General features: G+C 55.4%; 16 protein-coding genes and 1 pseudogene. 9 read left to right on the top strand and 8 right to left on the bottom strand.

From position 1 onward, the window contains the following. Nucleotide 1: 1 nt before the first annotated feature. The 5 genes from tatA (at nt 2) to CQ018_RS09725 (ending at nt 6,853) form a co-directional block, all read left to right on the top strand. Nucleotides 2–229 (top strand): Sec-independent protein translocase subunit TatA, encoded by a 228-nt coding sequence (tatA, locus tag CQ018_RS09745; protein WP_105549780.1) that lies wholly within the window; start codon nt 2–4, stop codon nt 227–229. Nucleotides 230–232: 3 nt separating this feature from the next. Then, nucleotides 233–1,069 (top strand): twin-arginine translocase subunit TatC, encoded by an 837-nt coding sequence (gene tatC, locus CQ018_RS09740; protein WP_258142539.1) that lies wholly within the window; start codon nt 233–235, stop codon nt 1,067–1,069. A gap of 63 nt (nt 1,070–1,132) precedes the next feature. Further along, a complete protein-coding gene (locus tag CQ018_RS09735; protein WP_105549778.1) occupies nt 1,133–3,934 on the top strand; it encodes an RNA helicase in 2,802 nt (933 codons plus the stop codon). A gap of 75 nt (nt 3,935–4,009) precedes the next feature. Further along, the gene (locus CQ018_RS09730; RefSeq protein ID WP_105549777.1) at nt 4,010–5,629 is read left to right on the top strand and encodes an amidohydrolase; all 1,620 of its coding nucleotides are present in this window, start codon (nt 4,010–4,012) and stop codon (nt 5,627–5,629) included. A 492-nt stretch (nt 5,630–6,121) separates the two neighbouring features. Next, on the top strand, nt 6,122–6,853 hold the full coding sequence (locus tag CQ018_RS09725; RefSeq protein WP_105549776.1) for a polyprenol monophosphomannose synthase: 732 nt from the start codon (nt 6,122–6,124) through the stop codon (nt 6,851–6,853). A gap of 85 nt (nt 6,854–6,938) precedes the next feature. Here CQ018_RS09725 and CQ018_RS09720 read toward each other — a convergent pair whose 3' ends face one another. The 4 genes from CQ018_RS09720 to CQ018_RS09705 all read right to left on the bottom strand — a co-directional run bounded on the left by CQ018_RS09720 (nt 6,939) and on the right by CQ018_RS09705 (nt 9,971). Beyond that, on the bottom strand, nt 6,939–7,298 hold the full coding sequence (locus CQ018_RS09720) for an RNA polymerase-binding protein RbpA (RefSeq protein ID WP_105549775.1): 360 nt from the start codon (nt 7,296–7,298) through the stop codon (nt 6,939–6,941). A 181-nt stretch (nt 7,299–7,479) separates the two neighbouring features. Next, entirely contained in the window at nt 7,480–8,412 is a 933-nt protein-coding gene (locus CQ018_RS09715; RefSeq protein WP_105549774.1) for an SPFH domain-containing protein, read from the bottom strand. 71 nt (nt 8,413–8,483) lie between these two features. Further along, nucleotides 8,484–8,951 (bottom strand): NfeD family protein, encoded by a 468-nt coding sequence (locus CQ018_RS09710; protein ID WP_105549773.1) that lies wholly within the window; start codon nt 8,949–8,951, stop codon nt 8,484–8,486. Between the two features lie 156 nt (nt 8,952–9,107). After that, nucleotides 9,108–9,971 carry a putative RNA methyltransferase gene (locus CQ018_RS09705; RefSeq protein ID WP_105549772.1) on the bottom strand — a complete coding sequence of 288 codons (864 nt, stop codon included), beginning with the start codon at nt 9,969–9,971 and terminating at the stop codon, nt 9,108–9,110. Nucleotides 9,972–10,011: 40 nt separating this feature from the next. Between CQ018_RS09705 and CQ018_RS09700 the strand changes: the two genes are divergently transcribed. After that, complete coding sequence (locus tag CQ018_RS09700) at nt 10,012–12,033, top strand: S9 family peptidase (RefSeq protein WP_105549771.1); 2,022 nt, start codon at nt 10,012–10,014, stop codon at nt 12,031–12,033. Between the two features lie 68 nt (nt 12,034–12,101). Here the strand turns inward: CQ018_RS09700 and CQ018_RS09695 are convergent, their stop codons facing one another. Both CQ018_RS09695 and zapE read right to left on the bottom strand, forming a co-directional pair. Beyond that, nucleotides 12,102–12,779: a peptide deformylase gene (locus CQ018_RS09695; RefSeq protein WP_105549770.1), complete on the bottom strand. Its 678-nt coding sequence runs from the start codon at nt 12,777–12,779 to the stop codon at nt 12,102–12,104. Continuing rightward, the gene (gene zapE / locus CQ018_RS09690) at nt 12,776–13,969 is read right to left on the bottom strand and encodes a cell division protein ZapE (protein WP_181149823.1); all 1,194 of its coding nucleotides are present in this window, start codon (nt 13,967–13,969) and stop codon (nt 12,776–12,778) included. Before zapE ends, CQ018_RS09695 begins: the two co-directional genes overlap by 4 nt. 611 nt (nt 13,970–14,580) lie before the next feature. Here zapE and CQ018_RS09685 point away from each other — a divergent pair. Beyond that, complete coding sequence (locus CQ018_RS09685; protein WP_105549768.1) at nt 14,581–15,477, top strand: TnsA-like heteromeric transposase endonuclease subunit; 897 nt, start codon at nt 14,581–14,583, stop codon at nt 15,475–15,477. Here the strand turns inward: CQ018_RS09685 and CQ018_RS09680 are convergent. Further along, nucleotides 15,464–15,889: a GNAT family N-acetyltransferase gene (locus CQ018_RS09680; RefSeq protein WP_105549767.1), complete on the bottom strand. Its 426-nt coding sequence runs from the start codon at nt 15,887–15,889 to the stop codon at nt 15,464–15,466. The two genes, CQ018_RS09685 and CQ018_RS09680, sit on opposite strands and share 14 nt — an antisense overlap. Nucleotides 15,890–16,412: 523 nt before the next feature. Here CQ018_RS09680 and CQ018_RS20505 point away from each other — a divergent pair. Together CQ018_RS20505 and CQ018_RS20700 are read left to right on the top strand one after the other, a co-directional pair. After that, nucleotides 16,413–16,919 (top strand): annotated as a pseudogene (locus CQ018_RS20505) (DUF4158 domain-containing protein); the annotation flags it as partial. A 144-nt stretch (nt 16,920–17,063) separates the two neighbouring features. Beyond that, nucleotides 17,064–18,143 carry a matrixin family metalloprotease gene (locus tag CQ018_RS20700; protein WP_308729113.1) on the top strand — a complete coding sequence of 360 codons (1,080 nt, stop codon included), beginning with the start codon at nt 17,064–17,066 and terminating at the stop codon, nt 18,141–18,143. A 3-nt stretch (nt 18,144–18,146) separates the two neighbouring features. Here the strand turns inward: CQ018_RS20700 and CQ018_RS09665 are convergent, their stop codons facing one another. Next, nucleotides 18,147–18,347, bottom strand: coding sequence for a hypothetical protein (locus tag CQ018_RS09665; protein WP_105549766.1), 201 nt, complete (start codon nt 18,345–18,347; stop codon nt 18,147–18,149). Nucleotides 18,348–18,682 lie beyond the last annotated feature (335 nt).

Genomic DNA, 18,682 nt, shown 5'->3' with positions numbered 1-18,682 from the left:
CGTGGGTGGACTGCAAGGATGGCACTTGGTCATCATTATTATTTTGGCTCTGTTGCTTTTCGGTGCTCCGAAGCTTCCAGGATTGGCACGATCAATGGGTCAGTCCCTTCGAATCTTCAAGTCTGAAGTTAAGCAGATGAAGGAAGACGACAAGGCCCCCTCTGCTGCGGAAGAAACCGTAGAAGGCAAGATCGTTGACCCCGATCCTCGTGAGAACAACACCAAGTAATTCGTGAGTGACAAAGAAAGTGCCCCGCACAAGGGGCGGAAGAAAAACCCAGAGGGTCGCATGGCCCTCAAAGCACACCTAGTTGAGGCGCGCAATAGGCTTTTTGTAGCACTCATCGCCCTCGTGCTTGGCACAGTTGGCGGTTTCTTCCTCTATGATGACGTCCTTAAACTGATCATTGAACCAGTGCGCCAGTACGGTGGCGAAGTAACCTTCACCTCCGTGATGGGTCCCTTCGACATCATGCTCAAGACTTCGTTACTGCTTGGTCTTATTTTCTCGGCTCCAGTCTGGATTTATCAGTTATGGGCGTTTATCGTCCCGGGGCTCAAGAAAAAGGAACGTAACACGGCGCTCGCGTTTGCTGCTGCTGCGGCACCGCTATTCATTCTTGGCGTTGGCATGGCGTACTGGGTGTTGCCACATGCACTGAAGTTCTTCATCTCGCTGAGTCCCGATACTGCTAAGACATTACTGAGCACAGATAACTATCTGCCGTTCGTCTTCCGTCTGCTGATCGCCTTCGGATTGGCCATGCTTGCACCGGTGCTCATGGTTGGGCTGAACCTCATTGGTGTGCTGAAAGCTAAGCTGATCATGAAGCACTGGAGAATCACCGTCTTCTTGATTGCCTTGGTTGCTGCCATGGCGGCACCCGGCGGCGATGCAATTACCATGTTTGCTTTAGCCGGACCGCTATTCATCACCTTCGCCACTGCAACATTGATCTGTCACTTCAACGACCGTAAGCGGGAAAAGAAAAACGCTGCAATGGAATCAGCCAATGCAGCTTCCGCGAACGAGGCCTCGACATTGCCCGAAGCCCCAGACCTTCCTTAAGGGCTGGTGGCCTCGACCCTCAAACGCAGGACCACTTAACACCATCTTGAAAGGGGTCGTAGCGTGAGCACGCCGGCCGAACGTTACGTCAACGCCAAGGAACGAAACAAGGAAGCCACAACGGGTCTGCCCGAATTTCGGGCAAGCCTAGGCTTTGATCTTGACCCATTCCAAGAAGAAGCCTGCCGAGCCGTTGCCTCGGGTAGCGGTGTACTAGTTGCCGCACCCACCGGTGCCGGGAAAACAGTTGTCGGTGAATTTGCGATCTTTGAGGCCCTACGCACCGGACGCAAGGCGTTCTACACAACCCCCATCAAGGCACTGAGCAACCAGAAATATAGCGACTTGGTGGCGACCTACGGCGCCGAACGTGTAGGACTTCTCACCGGGGACATGACAATCAATGGCGAAGCCGACGTGGTAGTCATGACCACCGAGGTGCTGCGCAATATGCTCTACGCAGATTCCGAGACCCTTGATGGGCTCGGCTTCGTGGTGATGGATGAAGTCCACTATCTTGCGGATAAATTCCGTGGTGCTGTGTGGGAAGAAGTCATCATTCACCTGCGTGACGATGTTCAGGTGATCTCGCTCTCCGCGACAGTTTCTAACGCTGAAGAATTCGGTGGTTGGCTTGACACGGTGCGTGGTGATACCCAAATTATTGTTTCCGAGCACAGACCTATTCCACTGTTTCAGCATGTAATGGTCGGCGGGAAACTACTTGACCTATTTGCCGAAGACGTTGCCTTTGACAAGGTTGCAGACGAACCGGAACGTGGCAACGCTGTCAATCCTGAGCTTAGTAAGTTGGCCCGTCGCGGTTTTGATGCGAGCCGCTCTCGACGCTTCGCACACAAGGGAAGCCGCTCTCGCACTGGTGGGGGCCGACAGCATGAGCAGCTAAGCACTCGGGTCTCACGGCCGGACATGATCATGGCCTTGGACCGTGCTGGTCTGCTCCCATCGCTTGTCTTTATCTTCTCCCGTAACGGATGCGATTCGGCAGTAGCCCAATGTGTGCGCTCGGGGCTCGCCTTGACAACTATGAATGAAGCAACAGAGATTGAACAGGCGATTGATCTTGTTGCCTCCAAGCTACCCACCGATGATCTTGAGGTTTTAGGATTCTGGCCGTGGCGTGAAGGCCTCATGCGTGGGTTCGCCGCCCACCACGCTGGTCTGTTACCGATTTTCAAGGAAGTTGTCGAAGACCTCTTCGCTCGTGGTTTGGTCAAAGCCGTTTTCGCCACCGAAACATTGGCACTGGGGGTGAATATGCCAGCCAGGTCGGTTGTTATGGAAAAACTGGAGAAGTACAACGGTGAATCACATGTCTCGATTACCGCTGGCGAATACACCCAGCTGACGGGTCGTGCCGGCCGCCGCGGCATTGACGTTGAAGGTCACGCCGTGGTCTTGTGGCAAAACGACACAGATCCTGCGGCCGTGGCAGGGTTGGCTTCTAAACGAACCTACCCACTGAATTCAAGTTTCCGTCCGACCTACAACATGTCGCTGAACCTGACCTCACAATTTGGTCGCGAGCGAGCACGCAGCATCCTAGAAACATCATTTGCTCAATTCCAAGCGGACCGTTCAGTTGTCGGCATGGCTCGTCAGGTGCGTTCGCGTGAAGAATCACTTGCCGGGTACAAGAAATCGATGACGTGTCATCTGGGTGATTTCATCGAGTATGCCGCATTGCGTAGCGCATTGAACGAAGCCGAAAAGGATGCTGCCAAAACCGTTTCGCGGCTACGGCGGTCTGCAGCCATGGAATCGCTTGAGTCACTGATGATTGGCGACGTGGTTGAAGTACATGGCGTCCGCAAACTTGGCCGCTGTGTGGTGATTGAGCTTGATACCTCATGGCGTGATCCGCGCCCTACGGTGCTGACCGAAGAAAAGCATGTTCGACGCATTAGCGTTCAAGACCTCGATGGCCCACTAGAAATCATCTCGCGCATCCGGGTGCCTAAGGGCTTCACCGGACGCAGCCCCAAGGAACGTCGGGATCTGGTTTCTTCGCTTCACAACGCGATCACAGACTCCCGTCCACCACGTCGTGGCGCTGCAGGATTTAACTTTGCCGGAAGCCAAGAACAAGAAGAGAAGATCGCCAAACTCCGCAGGGATTTGAAGACACATCCTTGTCATGCCTGCCCGGAACGTGAAGATCACGCACGTTGGGGTGAACGCTATACGAAGCTCTTGCGTGACACAAACAAGCTGCGCGCGCAGATTAGCGGACGCACAAACACGATTTCCAAGACCTTTGATCGGGTTGCCTCGGTACTTGAACAATTCGAGTACCTGGTACCGGCAAACAATGACACGGATCAGGCACAAATTACCGAGGCCGGGCAACGCTTACGCCGTATCTACGGAGAGCGAGACCTGCTGACCTCAATGGTCATGGAAACAGGCGTGATGAATGAGATGAACGCCGAAGAACTAGCCGGGTTCATTTCTGCTTTGGTCTTCCATGCAAGGCGTGAAGACAATGCACCGGAACCACGCATGCCAACGGCAAAGATTCAAAAAGCGTGGGAGGCTTCGGTTAACTTATGGTCCTCACTGACCGATGCCGAAGTCATTGCACGGTTGCCGGAAACGACTGCACCGGATTCCGGATTGATCTGGCCCATGTACAAGTGGGCTCGCGGTTCAGATCTACGTGAATGCCTGCGCGGCACCGATTTAGCAGCAGGCGATTTTGTGCGCTGGGCCAAGCAGGTCATTGATGTGCTCGACCAGTTGGCAAAGATCCCTGATCTGAATACAGGGTTAGCGCGCTCGTGCAATCAGGCTGTCGAGCGTATTCGCCGCGGCGTCGTTGCCTACTCAAACGTTATTGACTAGCTGCTACTCTCCCAATTGCTGCCAGCCTCCTCAAACACGGTTATGCCGTGTCAGAACACTCAGTAAAGGTAAATAATGTCTCTTGATCTGTACCGCAACGGTTCTATCTACTCCCCGGCAGATCCGTTCGCCACCGCCATGCTCGTTGAAAACGGGACAGTCGCGTGGATCGGTTCCGAGGCTGCAGCAGGCGCCTTGCTCGATGAGCGTATGAATGAGATTGATTTGCAAGGTGCACTTGTGGCACCGGCTTTTGTGGACTCTCATGTGCATCTTGGCGCGTTGGGGGCACACCTCTCGGGACTAGATCTGCGCCAAATGCTCAGTGCGCATGAAATTCTCGACGCAGTGGCCCAGGCCGCTTCCCATGACGGCGGAACCATTCTGGGTTTCGGTTGGGACGAGACACGATTTGCTGATCAAACACTTCCAACGCTCGAACAGTTAAACAACGCTGCTGGGGGACGAGCTGTTTATCTGGCACGTATTGATGTTCATTCGGCGCTGATCAGTCCGTCGCTGGCTGAAGCGCTCAAGCTAGAACCGAACGACGAGTTCAGCGGGGCCGTGGTGAGTGGGACGACTCATGCGACGCTACGCAAAGAAGTTTTCGCCTACGACGAGTCAACAAATGCGGCTCATCGTGATCGTGCACTGGCTCATCTAGCCTCAACCGGGCACGGCACCGTAGTTGAGATGGCTGCCGAAAGCGTCTCGGGCCGTGCTGACCTTGAAGCCCTACTTGGCCGCAGCACCGAAGAACAGGCAAGAACACCCCAGGTATACGCATATTGGGGGCAAGCAGTGACACAGCAGCAAGAAGCACGTACGCTACTTGACTCCTTTAACTCGCGGGCACTTGCCGGCTTGGGTGGCGACCTCAACATTGATGGTTCAATTGGTTCTCGCACCGCCTTGTTGCGTGATGACTACACAGATGCACCGGGGAACAATGGAGCCTCCTACCTTTCTGTCGAGCAGATCAGTGCACACGTTGCGGCGTGTTCGCTGGCCGGAATTCAGGCATCCTTCCATGTCATTGGCGATGCTGGTTTAGATGCTGCGCTTGAAGGGTTTGCCAAGGCGGCCGAGGAAGTAGGGATAGCTGCGGTTCAGCGCGGACGTCACAGGCTCGAACACGTTGAGATGGTTGATGAAGCGCAACGTGCAAAGATGCTTGGTTTCTCGCTGACGGCATCGATGCAGCCACAATTTGATGCCATGTGGGGCGGAAGTGGCAACCTATATGAGCAGCGTCTGGGTGCCGAACGTGCCGCCGGTATGAATGCGATTGGGAAGTTCCTTGCAGCCGGCGTTCCTGTGACCATAGGCTCGGATGCGCCCGTGACGGGCACCAACCCATGGGCAAGCGTCAAGGCATGCCTGGAGCTCAACGATCCCGGATCGCGTATCTCGGCCAAGGCAGCATTTATGGCGCACACCCGCTCCGGCTTCCGCGCACTGGGGGAGTCCAACCCACTTGCCGGCCAGCTGGTGACGGGATCAGAGGCTACGTTTGCCATATGGAATGCCAGTGAACTTACTGTGCAAACGCCGGATATTCGGGTTTCCTCATGGAGTACCGATGCTCGTGCGGGTACCCCGATGCTTCCGGTGCTCGAAGATGAGCTGCCCACGTGCTTGCGTACGGTGCGTGCCGGAACAATACTGTTCGACGCCATGAATAGTAATTAGAAATTTAGTAAATGAAGCACTTCTGAGCAGAGACAGAAAGTCCCTGTTAAGTGCCAGGTTTTTGGCATGAAATAGCTATCTGACCTGATGATGTTTGCAAAATTAGTGGTCAGTTTACTGTTGACAGCACGATCTCTGACGGTAGGCTATAGACAATGTCCGGTCCTTTGATCTGGCTTGCCGGTTTACCGGTATGCACTGACGATTCGACCCCCATGAGCACTAGATAACACCCCTATACAAAGTGTAGGGGAATGGACCGAAGCTTATGGGGGTCGAGTTGTGTCCACGGTCAGAATGGCCCAAGTGGTCTTGATCATCACACGCGTTGTGCCCGGCTGAGGCTAGTCGCACGCGTATAATTATTCCTTGACCTCATTTTGATCCGGGTCCCGAGAGCTGACGTTGACGCCTCGGGATTTGTTGCCGAGTTTATTGAAACCAACTCGCAGCCACGCGGATCGATTTCCCCCAGCAGAAAGGGACTTTCGCGTGCGCGTAGTCACGATCATTCCGACCTACAACGAGCTTGAATCGTTGCCGATCACCGTGGGTCGCCTACGTGCCGCCGTTCCCGATTCGGACGTTCTGATTGTCGATGACAACAGCCCCGATGGCACAGGCGCTCTTGCCGACAAAATGGCAGCAGAGGATAACGCAATCCACGTCATGCACCGCACCGGTAAGGAAGGCCTCGGAGCTGCTTACCTGGCAGGCTTCCGCTGGGCGCTTGACGAGGGTTATGACGTGCTGGTTGAGATGGATGCCGATGGCTCTCACAAGCCAGAGCAGCTCCCACTGTTGCTTGCCGAAATCCCGAAGGGTGCGGACCTTGTCATCGGTTCGCGCTGGGTCAAGGGCGGTTCCGTGGTGAACTGGCCATTGCACCGCAAGGCAATCTCGCGTGCAGGTAGCTTCTACTCGCGCGTGATGCTTGGCGTAAATCTACGTGATATCACGGCCGGATTCCGTGCCTTCCGCCGTGAAACTCTTGAAGAGCTGGACTTCAACGCTGTGGAATCGGTGGGCTACGGCTTCCAAGTTGATATGACATTCCGCGTGGCTCAGATGGGTAAGAAAATTGTCGAAGTGCCGGTAACGTTCGTGGAGCGTGAACTTGGCGTTTCTAAGATGAGCGGCAATATCGTCATCGAGGCAATGCTTAACGTGACCAAATGGGGTCTTGGCGCACGTTGGAAAAAGCTCACTGGCTCTAAGAAGTAATTCTTAAACTAGCAATATTAAACGAGTGAGGGGCTCGACACGAATAATTCGTGTCGAGCCCCTCACTCGTTTAATGCTGTGCGTGTTAGGCCTTGGCTGCGGCCTGAGCCGCGCCGCGGGTTGCCCGCAGCTTATCCAAACGATCCTTCAGGATAACCTCAAGTTCTTCGGGCGTGCGACGTTCAAGAAGCATGTCCCAGTGGGTACGAATCGGCTTTTCCGGAGTTTCATCTTCCGGCGGAACACCATTGACCAGTGTTGCTTCCTTGCCGGTTTTCGAAGTCCAGGTGTGGGGAATTTCTGCCTCAGCGGCAAAAATTACGAACACCTGCTCGCCGTCTTCGCAACGGTATTCAACGCGCTGACGCGCTGCTGGCTCGACGCCAGCCTCAGTTTCCATGCTCTGCGCGCCAAGGCGCATTCCTCGCAGGCTGCGATCGCTCATGTTGTCTCCCTACTGCGATTACAAACGGGTTCGGCTACAGATTTCAACGCCCCGGTTCGCCAAATAATTCCCGCGGGACGCAAGTCTCCAAACAACCATTATACGGCCCCGACAAGGCTTCGGGCGGGCCGCCTCGAATGTGAGGTAGCCCGCCCGAAAATAATGGCATCAAAACGGATCGTTACATCAGAGTACTAGACCCCGAAGACGGCTTTTCGTCGTCTTCCGGATTCGCGAAATTACCTAACGCGCCACCGATTCCCTTCAACGCCTCGCCAACTTCACTCGGGATGATCCAAAGTTTATTGGAAGAGCCTTCGGCAATCTTCGGCAACGTTTGCAGGTACTGGTAGGCCAGTAGTTTCTGATCCGGTTTTCCGGCGTGAATTGCGTCAAAGACCTTCTGAATGGCCTGAGCTTCACCATCGGCACGCAGGATCGATGCTTTGGCGTCACCTTCGGCTTCAAGAATTGCTGCCTGACGCTGACCTTCAGCGGTAAGAATTGCCGACTGCTTGGTACCTTCAGCCGTAAGAATTGCGGCACGACGGTCACGCTCTGCACGCATCTGCTTTTCCATGGAATCCTGGATCGACAGCGGTGGGTCGATGGCCTTGAGCTCGACTCGGGAGACCCGGATGCCCCACTTGCCGGTGGCCTCATCGAGGACGCCACGGAGCTGGCCGTTGATCTGGTCGCGGCTTGTCAGCGCCTCTTCAAGGTTCAGTCCGCCGACCACGTTACGTAGTGTCGTGGTGGTCAACTGCTCAACCGCCTGAATGTAGTTAGCAATCTCGTAGGTTGCAGCACGCGGTTCCGTGATCTGGAAGTAAACCACTGTATCGATGGATACCACCAGGTTGTCTTCGGTGATCACTGGCTGCGGGGGGAAGCTGACCACCTGTTCACGAAGATCGAGAATTGGAAGCAAGCGATCCACAAAGGGGATCAGCAGGGTCAATCCCGGAAGTAGCGTGCGGTGGTACTTACCCAGACGTTCAACGATCCCGGCACGTGCCTGCGGGATAATCCGCACTGCACGCAAAAGCACGATGATCACGAAGACTGCGAGCACAATAAGGACGACGGTTAAGCCAAGACCTGACGTTTGCATCTCTTCTCTCTTTCAATGGGTGCGCTCCTGATGGAACGCAAATAAACCTTGGGGGACAGGAACCTCTGGAACTAGTCCAGGCTGCTCATGCGAGTTCGAAGGGTGATGTAAGCGGTAGCCCCTTCGATACGAACTACCGAACCGTACGTACCAGGCTGAAGAGGCGTCTCGTCATCGGTACGCACCGACCACGTTTCTCCGCCAATCTTGGCCCGGCCATTCATGCGGGTTGTTGGTTCGAGTACCAAAGCGTCTTCGCCAATCAGCCGATCCACGTTGGTGCGCAATGCTTCTGGATCTTTACGCAGATGTTGAAGTGCGATCGGTCGGACCAAGAAAATCATCGCCAGCGCTGTCACACAAAAGACAACAACCTGCAACCACCATGGGCCACCGGCCAACGCTACAGTTACTCCGCCGAGCGCCCCAACGCCAAGCATGATGAAGTACAAATCAAGAGAAATCATCTCGATGATGGCCAGCAACAGGAATAGCGCTAACCAGACCACCCAGGCATTTGATACCGCCCACTCAATCATTTTTACCCCTCAAGCCATGAAGCGTTGGATCCATACCAACTGTTGATTCCATTTTGCCCGATTGGCTACCCGAATCGAATCAGCACAAGGGAGTATGTTTGCGGCCACCGGCATCATCATGAAGATGAGCGGGGTTCCAACTGCGCTGAAATGGGCTTAATTACGTGTGAATTCCTGAATTCGGAAGGCAGCGGTGAGCTTGATCTGCTCCCCATGATTCTCAACGCGCTCACGCAATCTCTGCGGATCGGCGTGATGCCCCGCCGGTCCCATCATGGCCAGCTCGAAGGCTTCTTTGGGCGAAAGGATCAGTGGTACACGTATTTCGGATGTGTGCTTCAGGGCGAAGTTCTCTCCCATGGATTCAATGACCCCGGCGGCCTTATCTTCGGCAATGGCTAAGAGCCCCAATAGTTCTGCGCCGTCCATCAAATGCTCGGGCAGTGGGGTGATGACCAAGGCGCTGCCCCCCGGGCGCAGTACACGAGCAAACTCTGCTCCATTATGCGGCGAAAAGACGTTGATCAGCCCATCAAATGCGGCGTCTTCAAGTGGAAGATCCCGCCATAGATCCCACACCAAAGCCAACGTCGAGGGTATTTTTGCCGCTCGACGCATGGCGAACTTGGAAATATCCAACGCAACTGCGGTAGCTGAAGCCGGCAGCGCCGCTAGGAGCTGACCCAAGTAATAGCCTGTTCCCGCGCCCGCATCGAGGATTCTTGGCGAGGCAACGCCCGATAACGATGCGGCTAGTGCGGTGGAAATGGATTGGGCGAATGGAGCGTAGTGCCCGGCATCAAGGAATGCGGCGCGCGCGGCAACCATTGCCGAACCATCCTCACGAAAAGAGGTTCCTTTGCCGGTGAGTAGATTAAAGTACCCCTGCTTTGCAGCATCAAAAGCATGCAGATCAGGACAGGAAAGTCGGGCCGGCCGAGCCAGGCCTTGCTGCAGACGCAAGCCTTGGCGGCAGATCGGACAACTAATACCTTCATCTAGGTGAACTGGCTGCGACACGTGCTTCCTTCGGCTATTTGGTCTTCGATAAGCTAGCGCCGTGAAACCAGAGCAACTAGAGCTACTTACTACTGTATCGGCGCCAAGTCTGAGCCCAGATTCCGCCCGGGTGGTAGTGGCCACATCGCGTCCAAGTTTTGCCAATGACAGCTACGTTGGCCAGCTATGGGAACTTAACCCCAACGGGTCGACTGCACCACGTCGACTGACTCGAGGCGTGGCAGATAGTGCACCACAGTATTCGCCCGACGGAGCATGGATCGGGTTCTTGCGTGCCGATACCAAGGGCAAGAATCAGCTAGCGATCGTGGAGGCGGCCGGGGGAGAACCACGCGTCTTGACCGACAGACTCCTAGGGGTCTCAGGCTTCGCTTGGTCACCCGATGGCCACACCCTTGCCTTCACCTCGCGTACCGCTGCGAAGGGTCGCTATGCCTCCGTTGAAGGCGTCGGGGCAACTGCCGAAGACCCACGCAGGATCACCACGTTTAATTATCGTGGTGACGGTATTGGTTTCACTGACGCAAAAACACAGCAACTCTTCACGCTTGCAGTGCCCGGGCTTGATGAAGAACCGTTCGTCAAGCCCGCGGGACGTGCGGCAGACGAGGTAGAAAAACCTCCCACGGGACTTCCCGAAGCGCGGCTTCGCGTTGAAACGATCGAGGACATTGCCGATCCATGTTTCTCACCCGACGGAAAGTACCTGTACTTTTCGGCCGCACTGCACCCCGGACACGACACCGACCTACGATCACAGATCTACCGGGTTCCGAGCCTTGCAGAAAATCCGTCGGTGCCGGAATTAGTCCTTGGCGGTGCGGAATCACCTTGGGCTTACCGCAGTGCTTGTTTCGGCAATGATGGAAGTACTCTTTTCGTCTTAGGGCAGCAGATCGGGGATACCGGCGTTGACTTCATAGCGCGCCTCACAGCAGTTTGCAGTATTGATGCAGAATCTATGGGCATCTTGGAAGCGACTGTTCTTACCGATGAAGAGAATCTTGATTACACCGAATGTGGGCAGCTCGTTGCTTCGGGTCACCAAGGGGTGCTGGCCATGGCACGCGTTCGGGGTACCGGGGAACTGCATCTGATTACGACGGGCGGAAGGACTTCGGTGCTGGCCGCTGGCCCGCAAGTAATTCACGGAGCGGCTACGGATGGTTCCCGTGTCATAGTTTCCTTTATTGGGGAAGAATCTCCGGGGGAGTGCGCGGTTGTAGAAGATGGGAAATTGCGGTCGTTGACCGATTTTGCGCATTCCCTACGTGCTCACGCTCGCCACAGCACCGGGCGCGAGGTCACCTTCAATGCTCCGGATGGATACCCGGTTCATGGGTGGATTCATTTGCCAGCTGGCAAGGGACCGCACCCTGTGTTGCTGAATATCCACGGTGGACCATTTAGCCAATATGGCCCCGAATTCTTTGATGAGGTCCAGACTTATACCGGCGCAGGATATGCGGTGCTGCAATGCAACCCGCGCGGCAGCGCCAGTTATGGGCGCGAGCATGGGCTGGCGATTCGTCACGCCATGGGAACCGTCGATTTCCAAGATGTAATGGCGTTCCTCGATGGGGCCCTGGCGGGTGAGCCGGCGCTAGATGCTGAACGCACCGGCGTGCTTGGTGGCTCCTACGGCGGATACCTCACCGCCTGGACGATCGCGCACGAGCATCGTTTTGCGGCAGCCCTGGTTGAACGTGGATTCCTGGACCCGGCCTCGTTTGTAGGAACCAGCGATATTGGCTGGTTCTTCGCCCATGCCTATACCGGGTCGGATCCGGCGCAGGTCGCTGCTCAATCGCCGATGGCCGCGATCGATCAGGTTAGTACCCCAACACTTGTCATGCATTCGGAAGGGGACTACCGCTGTCCGTTAGAGCAGGCGCAACGCTACTATGTGGGCCTCAAGCAGCGCGGTGTGCCGACCGAGTTGGTGTTGTTCCCGGGCGAAAGTCACGGGTTGAGTCGTGGAGGTTCGCCTTGGCACCGCCGACAGCGCTTTGAAATCATTCTTGAGTGGTTCAACAAGTACTTGCCTGTGCGCAATAGCTAGTGATGCCTCCCTGCTAACTGGCCAAGCTCGCCCTTGGTTCACCGAAAAGCGAGCTTGACCGCTGGGTATCAGAAGTTCAGCCCTATTTTGGCTTCGGCAATGTCGGGGTTTGTCCACCGTACATACTCGTGATTGGCGCATAGTGAACGGGTGATCGCCTTGTCGATATACACGGTTCCGCTCAGATGATCGGTCTCGTGCTGGAAGATGCGTGCCTGCCAGCCGGAGAAGTTTTTTTCGTGAGCTGCGCCGTCAGCATCGAGGTATGAAGTCGCAATATCTGCCGGACGTTCTACAACCCCTTGGTAGCCGTTGAAGGATAAGCAGCCCTCGTAAAACGTCGCAGTACGCGTGCCAATGGCGGAGTAGATCGGATTGATGATTTCGAAATACTCGAGAGGCTCACGTTCGCGAACTGCAGCAATCTCCTCAGTTGTTTCGTAGAGATCCTGGAGCACCGCAATACGTAGCGGGATTCCCAGTTGTGGTGCGGCAAGACCAACTCCTGGAGCGTTGAGCATGACGGCTCGCATGGTGTCCAAGAGCCGGCGAAGAAGCTCAGAATTGAGCTGATCCGTGAAATCCGCGGCCTGTGCGCGGAGCACGGGGTGCCCAAGCTGTACGATCGGGGGCATCTGGCCCGATTCGAAAATTTCGATGATGCGAATGACTTCGTCACGAATCCATTCGGGGGAGTAAGCGTTGGTTTCGGCCGTCTGTACGGTGATTTCTACTTCGTTGCTCATACGAGGGTTTCCTCCGGTGTAGCTTGAGAATTGGCGGACTGCAAGGCGTTGAGCCGGCTGATGAGTCGAGCAGCATCTAGCTCTGGAAGGTGGTTCAGGGCTTCACCGAAATCAGCCTCTAGTATCAAATCGAGGCGAATGTCTTGATCGTAAAGTACATCAATGGCATTGGCGAGGCGTCGAAGCCCGAAAGGGGTCATCGTCTCGTTGCCTGGAACTTCGCTGATGACCCAATGCCTATGAGCTTTGGAGAGTTCAAGGTAATCAAGTGTTGAAGTTAGCGATTCGCAGAGGTTTTTGAAGCTGAACCAGAGCTGGTCTGGTGTTGCTCGATGGGCTGCGATGACGTGGCTCGTGGGTTTGAGTTCAACAGATTCGTCGTTGGCAGGACGTTCGAGGCCCGCATCCAGTAGTTCAAGGAGCGTTGGCTGGATCAGGATATTGCCGGTGTTGTAACCAAATCTCTGCGCATCAGCTATCTGAGCGCTGCGGTAATCCTGCTGTGCGTCGAGTTCATGAACATTCATGTGCTGACGTATTGATTCAATAGTCGGCAGGATTAGATGGTGATAGTACTCATCGGCCAGTAGTTCTTCCGGTGGGTAGTTTGAGGTGGTGATCAGTAAGATCCTGCGGTCCATGATGAATTTAAACATGCGTGATAAGAGCATGGCGTCGCCAGGATCGTTGCAATGGAACTCGTCAAAGCAGAGAATCTCGACATCGCCCAACATGGATTCGATCGCTCGTTCAATGGCACTGCTTCGGGCCTCGGCCCGATCAGTGCGTCCACGGTTGGCACCCTTGGTGCCGGGTTCCTGAACCTGCAACAGTGCCTGAGCTGTCGCCTGGTGCGCGGTGCGGTGAAGTTCCCTGAAAAACTCATGGAAGTGGAAGCGACGCTTCTGTCCGGTGGGTAACCCATCGAAGAACGCTCCGAGCAGCCAAGTTTTGCCACGTCCCGGAGGGCCCCAAAGATAAACGTGTTTTCCAGAGGGGTAGCGGCGCCCGGACTCTAGATGCGCAACAGAATTCTCGCTCAGCAGTTTCAGCGTGAGTTGCTGCTGAGCGTCAAGGACTAATCCTTGAGCGGCCGCACGCTCCAGGGCAAAGGCCTCGGGATCTAGCTGTGTAAGTGAGGAATCACCGGAATGTGCACCTGCATGGAGGTCCAAAAGTTTCGCTGGCATACCATCGAGTTTCCCTGAATAACTATGCAACCACCAAAACGAGTGCAAATGCAGTCGCATAGGTAGTTATGTCAAGCAAAACTTATCTGGGGGCTTTGGATGCTGGGGTAGTTCAAGCACGTGGATTTTGGAGAGTTAACCCTAGGGATTCTCACTCCACGATTCGGAGCCGGACTCGGCGTGCCTGGCAGTGTGGGCTTGAGGATTCGGCCCGTGCCGGTAAGCCCACACTGCCAGCAAGTTTTGAGTGCAAGATCTGAGGCGGAAAAATGAGGCACAAAAAACGGGGGATTCGGACAGGTTTGGCAAGAATGCCCAATGTTCGAATTTGGGTGATATTTAACCCCTTTCGGCCACCTATCAATAACGCCGATAATCTACATTATGTCAACTAACAGAAGGACTATTTGCAGAATGTGCAGATAATCCCCTTTTGATACTGTCCCGTTTTACTACAGGTGAGGCAATTTCACTACAGGTGAAGCATTAGGTGTTTTTGTTTCACTACAGGTGAAGCATCTGTCGGTTTCATTTCACTACACCCGAAGCAAACACGCTTCCGTTTCACTACACCCGAAGCATCCGGATCTTTTCGACTTACGCTGGGTGTCATGGGACGGGCGTTGTTAGCTCCCGACATTGAAGCCGGGCCCAAGCATCCTGTTGGTTCTCTGATTTTCAGGGAGCAGTTTTCCTCTGCCCAGAGCACTAGCCTTTTGGCGGATTGTTGGGCAACTGACTTTGAAAAGTCTCCACCGATCCGCCGTGTTGCTGCCTACAAAGGTCAACGGAATTTTGCTGGCCTGTGGTGGTTCGTATCCACCCAAGAACATGTTGGCTTTGAATCATGGTTGGAACACGATCACCTGATTCGTTTGGATTTCGACCCTTCCGTCGCAGGCATTGCTTCCCAGCCGTTTAGCATCAAACTTCCGCAGCTACTCCCCCAGACTTGGCACGTTCCGGACTATTTTGTTCGCCAAGTTGATGGCACCGTTGTCGTGCTCGGTATCCGACCCGATGCCAAGGTCACTGCCGAAGACCAGCTCGTTTTTGATGCCTCCGCAAACCTCTGCACGACGGTGGGATGGAAATACTATCGTCTGGGAGATTTGACCGGCGTGGGTCGTGCCAATCGTTATTGGCTTGCCGGCTACCGGCACCCGCGGTGCCACAGCCAAGCGACAGCCAACGCGGCTTTGAAGCACCTGCTGAACGAGGGTCCTTGCACGATCAGGAACTTATCCTGCGTCCTGGGTGATCCGGTGCTCGTGCTTCCCACGATTTTTCATCTGATATGGTGCCAAAAAATCGTTGTTGACTTGGACTTTCACCTGCTGTCCCTGCAATCGTCCCTTCGGGAAAGAATGCTCGGGACAACGACAGAGGCACTGCCGTTTCAGGACGTTGATGTCCTGGAACGAAGAAAGTTCCTAACCTGCCCGAAATGGATTAGATGTCTCGCAGAATATTCAGCGCTGGAGCGAATCGAAGCTAACGAAATTTAGCAAATACGCGGACCGGTGCAGAAACAAAATCAGCGCCTTCGGTCAGCCCCATCGACTCGTAAAAAGCGCGCTGCCGTGGCTCGTCGTCAGTGATGAGGACCGATTGCCGTACATGGCCGTATCTCTCCATGACCTGTTCAAGAAGGGCACGTCCCACACCTGTTCTTTGAAAATCTGGACGAACCAAAATATCTTGCAGATAGCAGATTGTTGCATCATCAGAAATCGCACGAGCAAGACCCACGAGGTTGCCAGATTCGTTCCACGCGGAGATGACGAAAGAGGAATTTTTGATTGCTTGATAGAGCAATTGGGGGTCTTTAGTGTAGGCGGTCCATTCGACTGAATCGTAAAGCGAAATTATCTCAGCTTCGGGAATGGTCGCGGATGAAGACAAGGTGAACGACGACATGGAAGTAGCTTTGCACGAAGAATTGTCACCTGCATGTTTGTGACCAACTTGGTGCACTCTAGATTTAGTTCAAACCCGCATGACTTGCGTAGATGTATCGAGGAAACTCAGGTTCTGCCGAGCTTGCTCGTGGGATCCAGAAGCACCACGAGGCACACCTTTACCAAGACTGGTAGAACAAGAACGAATGGAGCTAGACGCTGATCGTTGGGATGCTTGCGGAGTACCACTATTGATCCCCCGCGGCTGAACATGCTCGTGAACCATCAGATCAGGATTTCTCCCCTGCTCGGACAGCCTCCTATACGTAACGTAGCAACAGCTAAATATCGATTCCACTATTGGTTGGCTGTCCATCAAAAATCTACTTAAGTACTTTCGTACCGAGTACGGCTTTGGGGACCAGCGGTACAGCGGTTGGCGCTGAGCACTTGATCATGATCGGCTAACGCAGACGATCCAGGTTGCGCGGCGTTTCGTCGGAAGACTCTCGATCACTGGTGGGACGGCTATTGTCAGTCTCATGCCCGTGGAATTTCTGACTGATGAACAGGCCGAGGCCTATGGAAGGTTCGCCGAGGAACCGACGCGGCCCGAGTTGGAGCGCTTCTTCTTCCTCGACGACGAGGACCGGAACCTGATCGCGAAGCGACGCGGTGACCACAATCGCTTGGGCTTTGCCCTGCAGATCTGCACGGTCCGGTACATCGGACTGTTCCTGGATGACCCTTTGGCTGTGCCGTGGCCGGTCGTTGAGCATTTGGCGGATCAGCTGGAAATCGAGGATCCCTCCTGCCTCAAGGAATACACCGAGCGCCCAAAGACGGCGTACGAGCACGCGTGAGAGATCCGCGATGCGTACGGCTACCACCAGTATGAGGACCCCACCCACGGACGCATGTTCAGGGCGTTCCTGCACGGGCGGGCGTGGACGCACGCCGAGGGATCGGTCACGTTGTTCAACCACACGGCGGGTTGGCTGCGTCGGCACCGGGTGCTGCTACCCGGGGTGAACGTGCTGGCCCGGCATGTTTCCGAGGTCCGCACCAACGCCGAGAAACGGCTGCACGCCACCGTTGCCAAGGCCGCCCTGCGGGCGGACCCGGCGCTGCCCGTGGACTTGGTTGCCCTGCAGAAAACACCGGAGGGGACACGGTACTCGGAGCTGGAGCGGATGCGTCGACCGCCAACGCGGACCACCGGCACCGCGATGAAGGGTGCGTTGCAGAGGGTTGAAGACATCGCCGCTTTCGGGCTGGGCCGGCTGAAGCTGGAACAGATCCCGCCGAACCGGCTCTCCGTGCTGGCTCGGTACGGGCTGGGTACCAAGGCCCCGAAATTGGAGCGGACCGCGGAACCCAAGGGCACGGCGATACTCACCGCGGTGATGCGCCATCTGGAGGCCAAGGCGATCGATGATGCCCTGGACCTGTTCGAGATCCTGATGGCGACCAGGCTGATCAGCACCGCAAAACGCTCAACGGACAAGCAGCGATTATCCACCCTGCCACAGCTGGAGAAGGCGTCACGGATCGTGGCACGGGCGGCGAAGGTCTTCATCGAGAAGCTGGAGTCGATCGAGGCGGCCGGGGGCGAGGTGGATGTGGCCGCATTGTGGCGGGCATTGGAGGAGGTCGCGCCCCGGTCGGTGATGTCGGGCGCGGCCGCCATCGTGGTGACCTTGGTGCCCCAGGACGGCGATTCGGCGCAAACCGCACTGCGTGGGGCGCTGGCGCTGCGCTACAACACCGTCAAGCCGTTCCTGTCGCTTTTGGGTGAGACCCCGGCACTCGAGGCCGCTACCGGCGGGGTGCGGATCTTGGCCGGGGTGAAGAAGCTGCCCGCACTCTCGCGCGGGAAGGTCGGCGAGAAGCCTCTGCTGCCCCGGGAGATCGACGACAAGCTCGTGCCGCCGCACTGGCACCAGGCGGTGTATGCGAACGCCGAGCAACCCCAGGGAACGGTGGATCGCGACGCGTACGCATGTACTTGGTTCAACTTGAAGATCGGCGTCCAACAAGAATCTGACATCATGTTCAACAAAAATAAACTGTGGAGCACAGCATCCACTTGTTCCGGCAGCCGGTACGACCTTCGAGGGTTGGCGGTGCACGAGTTTGGACATGCATTCGGCCTGAATCACGTAGCAGAATCGACTGACCAGGTGATGGGAGACAAATCCGGCTACTGCGATACCTACATGCGCAAGCTCCAACGTGGCGACACACTGGAAATGATCAATCGATACAAGTAGACATTAGTGATTGAGTTCTTCCTGTGGAGGGAAAACAACACGGAATCCTGTGTCCTTCTGCTGGACGAGCTCGAACTCGAGGGGTTCCAGTTTGGATCCCGATGTGCTGGTGGCCTTGTACCTGCCATCCATATCTGCATCACCAATCTTCTCCAACCGAACGTTCTTTGCACTGATTCCGTGTGCCTGTGCGGCGGTCCACAACTTTTCAAGTTCCTACCCAAGATCCTTGCTCTTAGGAGTTCCGGTAGTGACCGTGCAAGCCAATACCGTGTCTGCTTGGCTCGCAGCGTCCAGCAGTATTTTCGCAGCTTTTTCAGGTGTGGAGACACTGGCGCCTCCGTCGCAAGTTGCCGCTGGAAATTCTCCTCGATCGGCGCTGGCCGAGCAACCCGTAAGCGCTAACGCTGTCAGGACCACACCCGCTGTCCATCGTTTCCAAACCATCGCATCCCCCTCGTGTCTCAGGAACCGATATTGCGGTCCTTGTCCCGAGCATAGGCGTGGAATAAACCGTTGGCGACAAGTACATATGTTTC

The sequence above is a fragment of the Arthrobacter sp. MYb227 genome, assembly GCF_002975435.1.
In the GTDB taxonomy this organism is placed as follows: domain Bacteria; phylum Actinomycetota; class Actinomycetes; order Actinomycetales; family Micrococcaceae; genus Paeniglutamicibacter.
The sequence above is the reverse complement of the archived record's forward strand: the minus strand, read 5'-3'. Positions and strand labels throughout refer to the sequence as shown.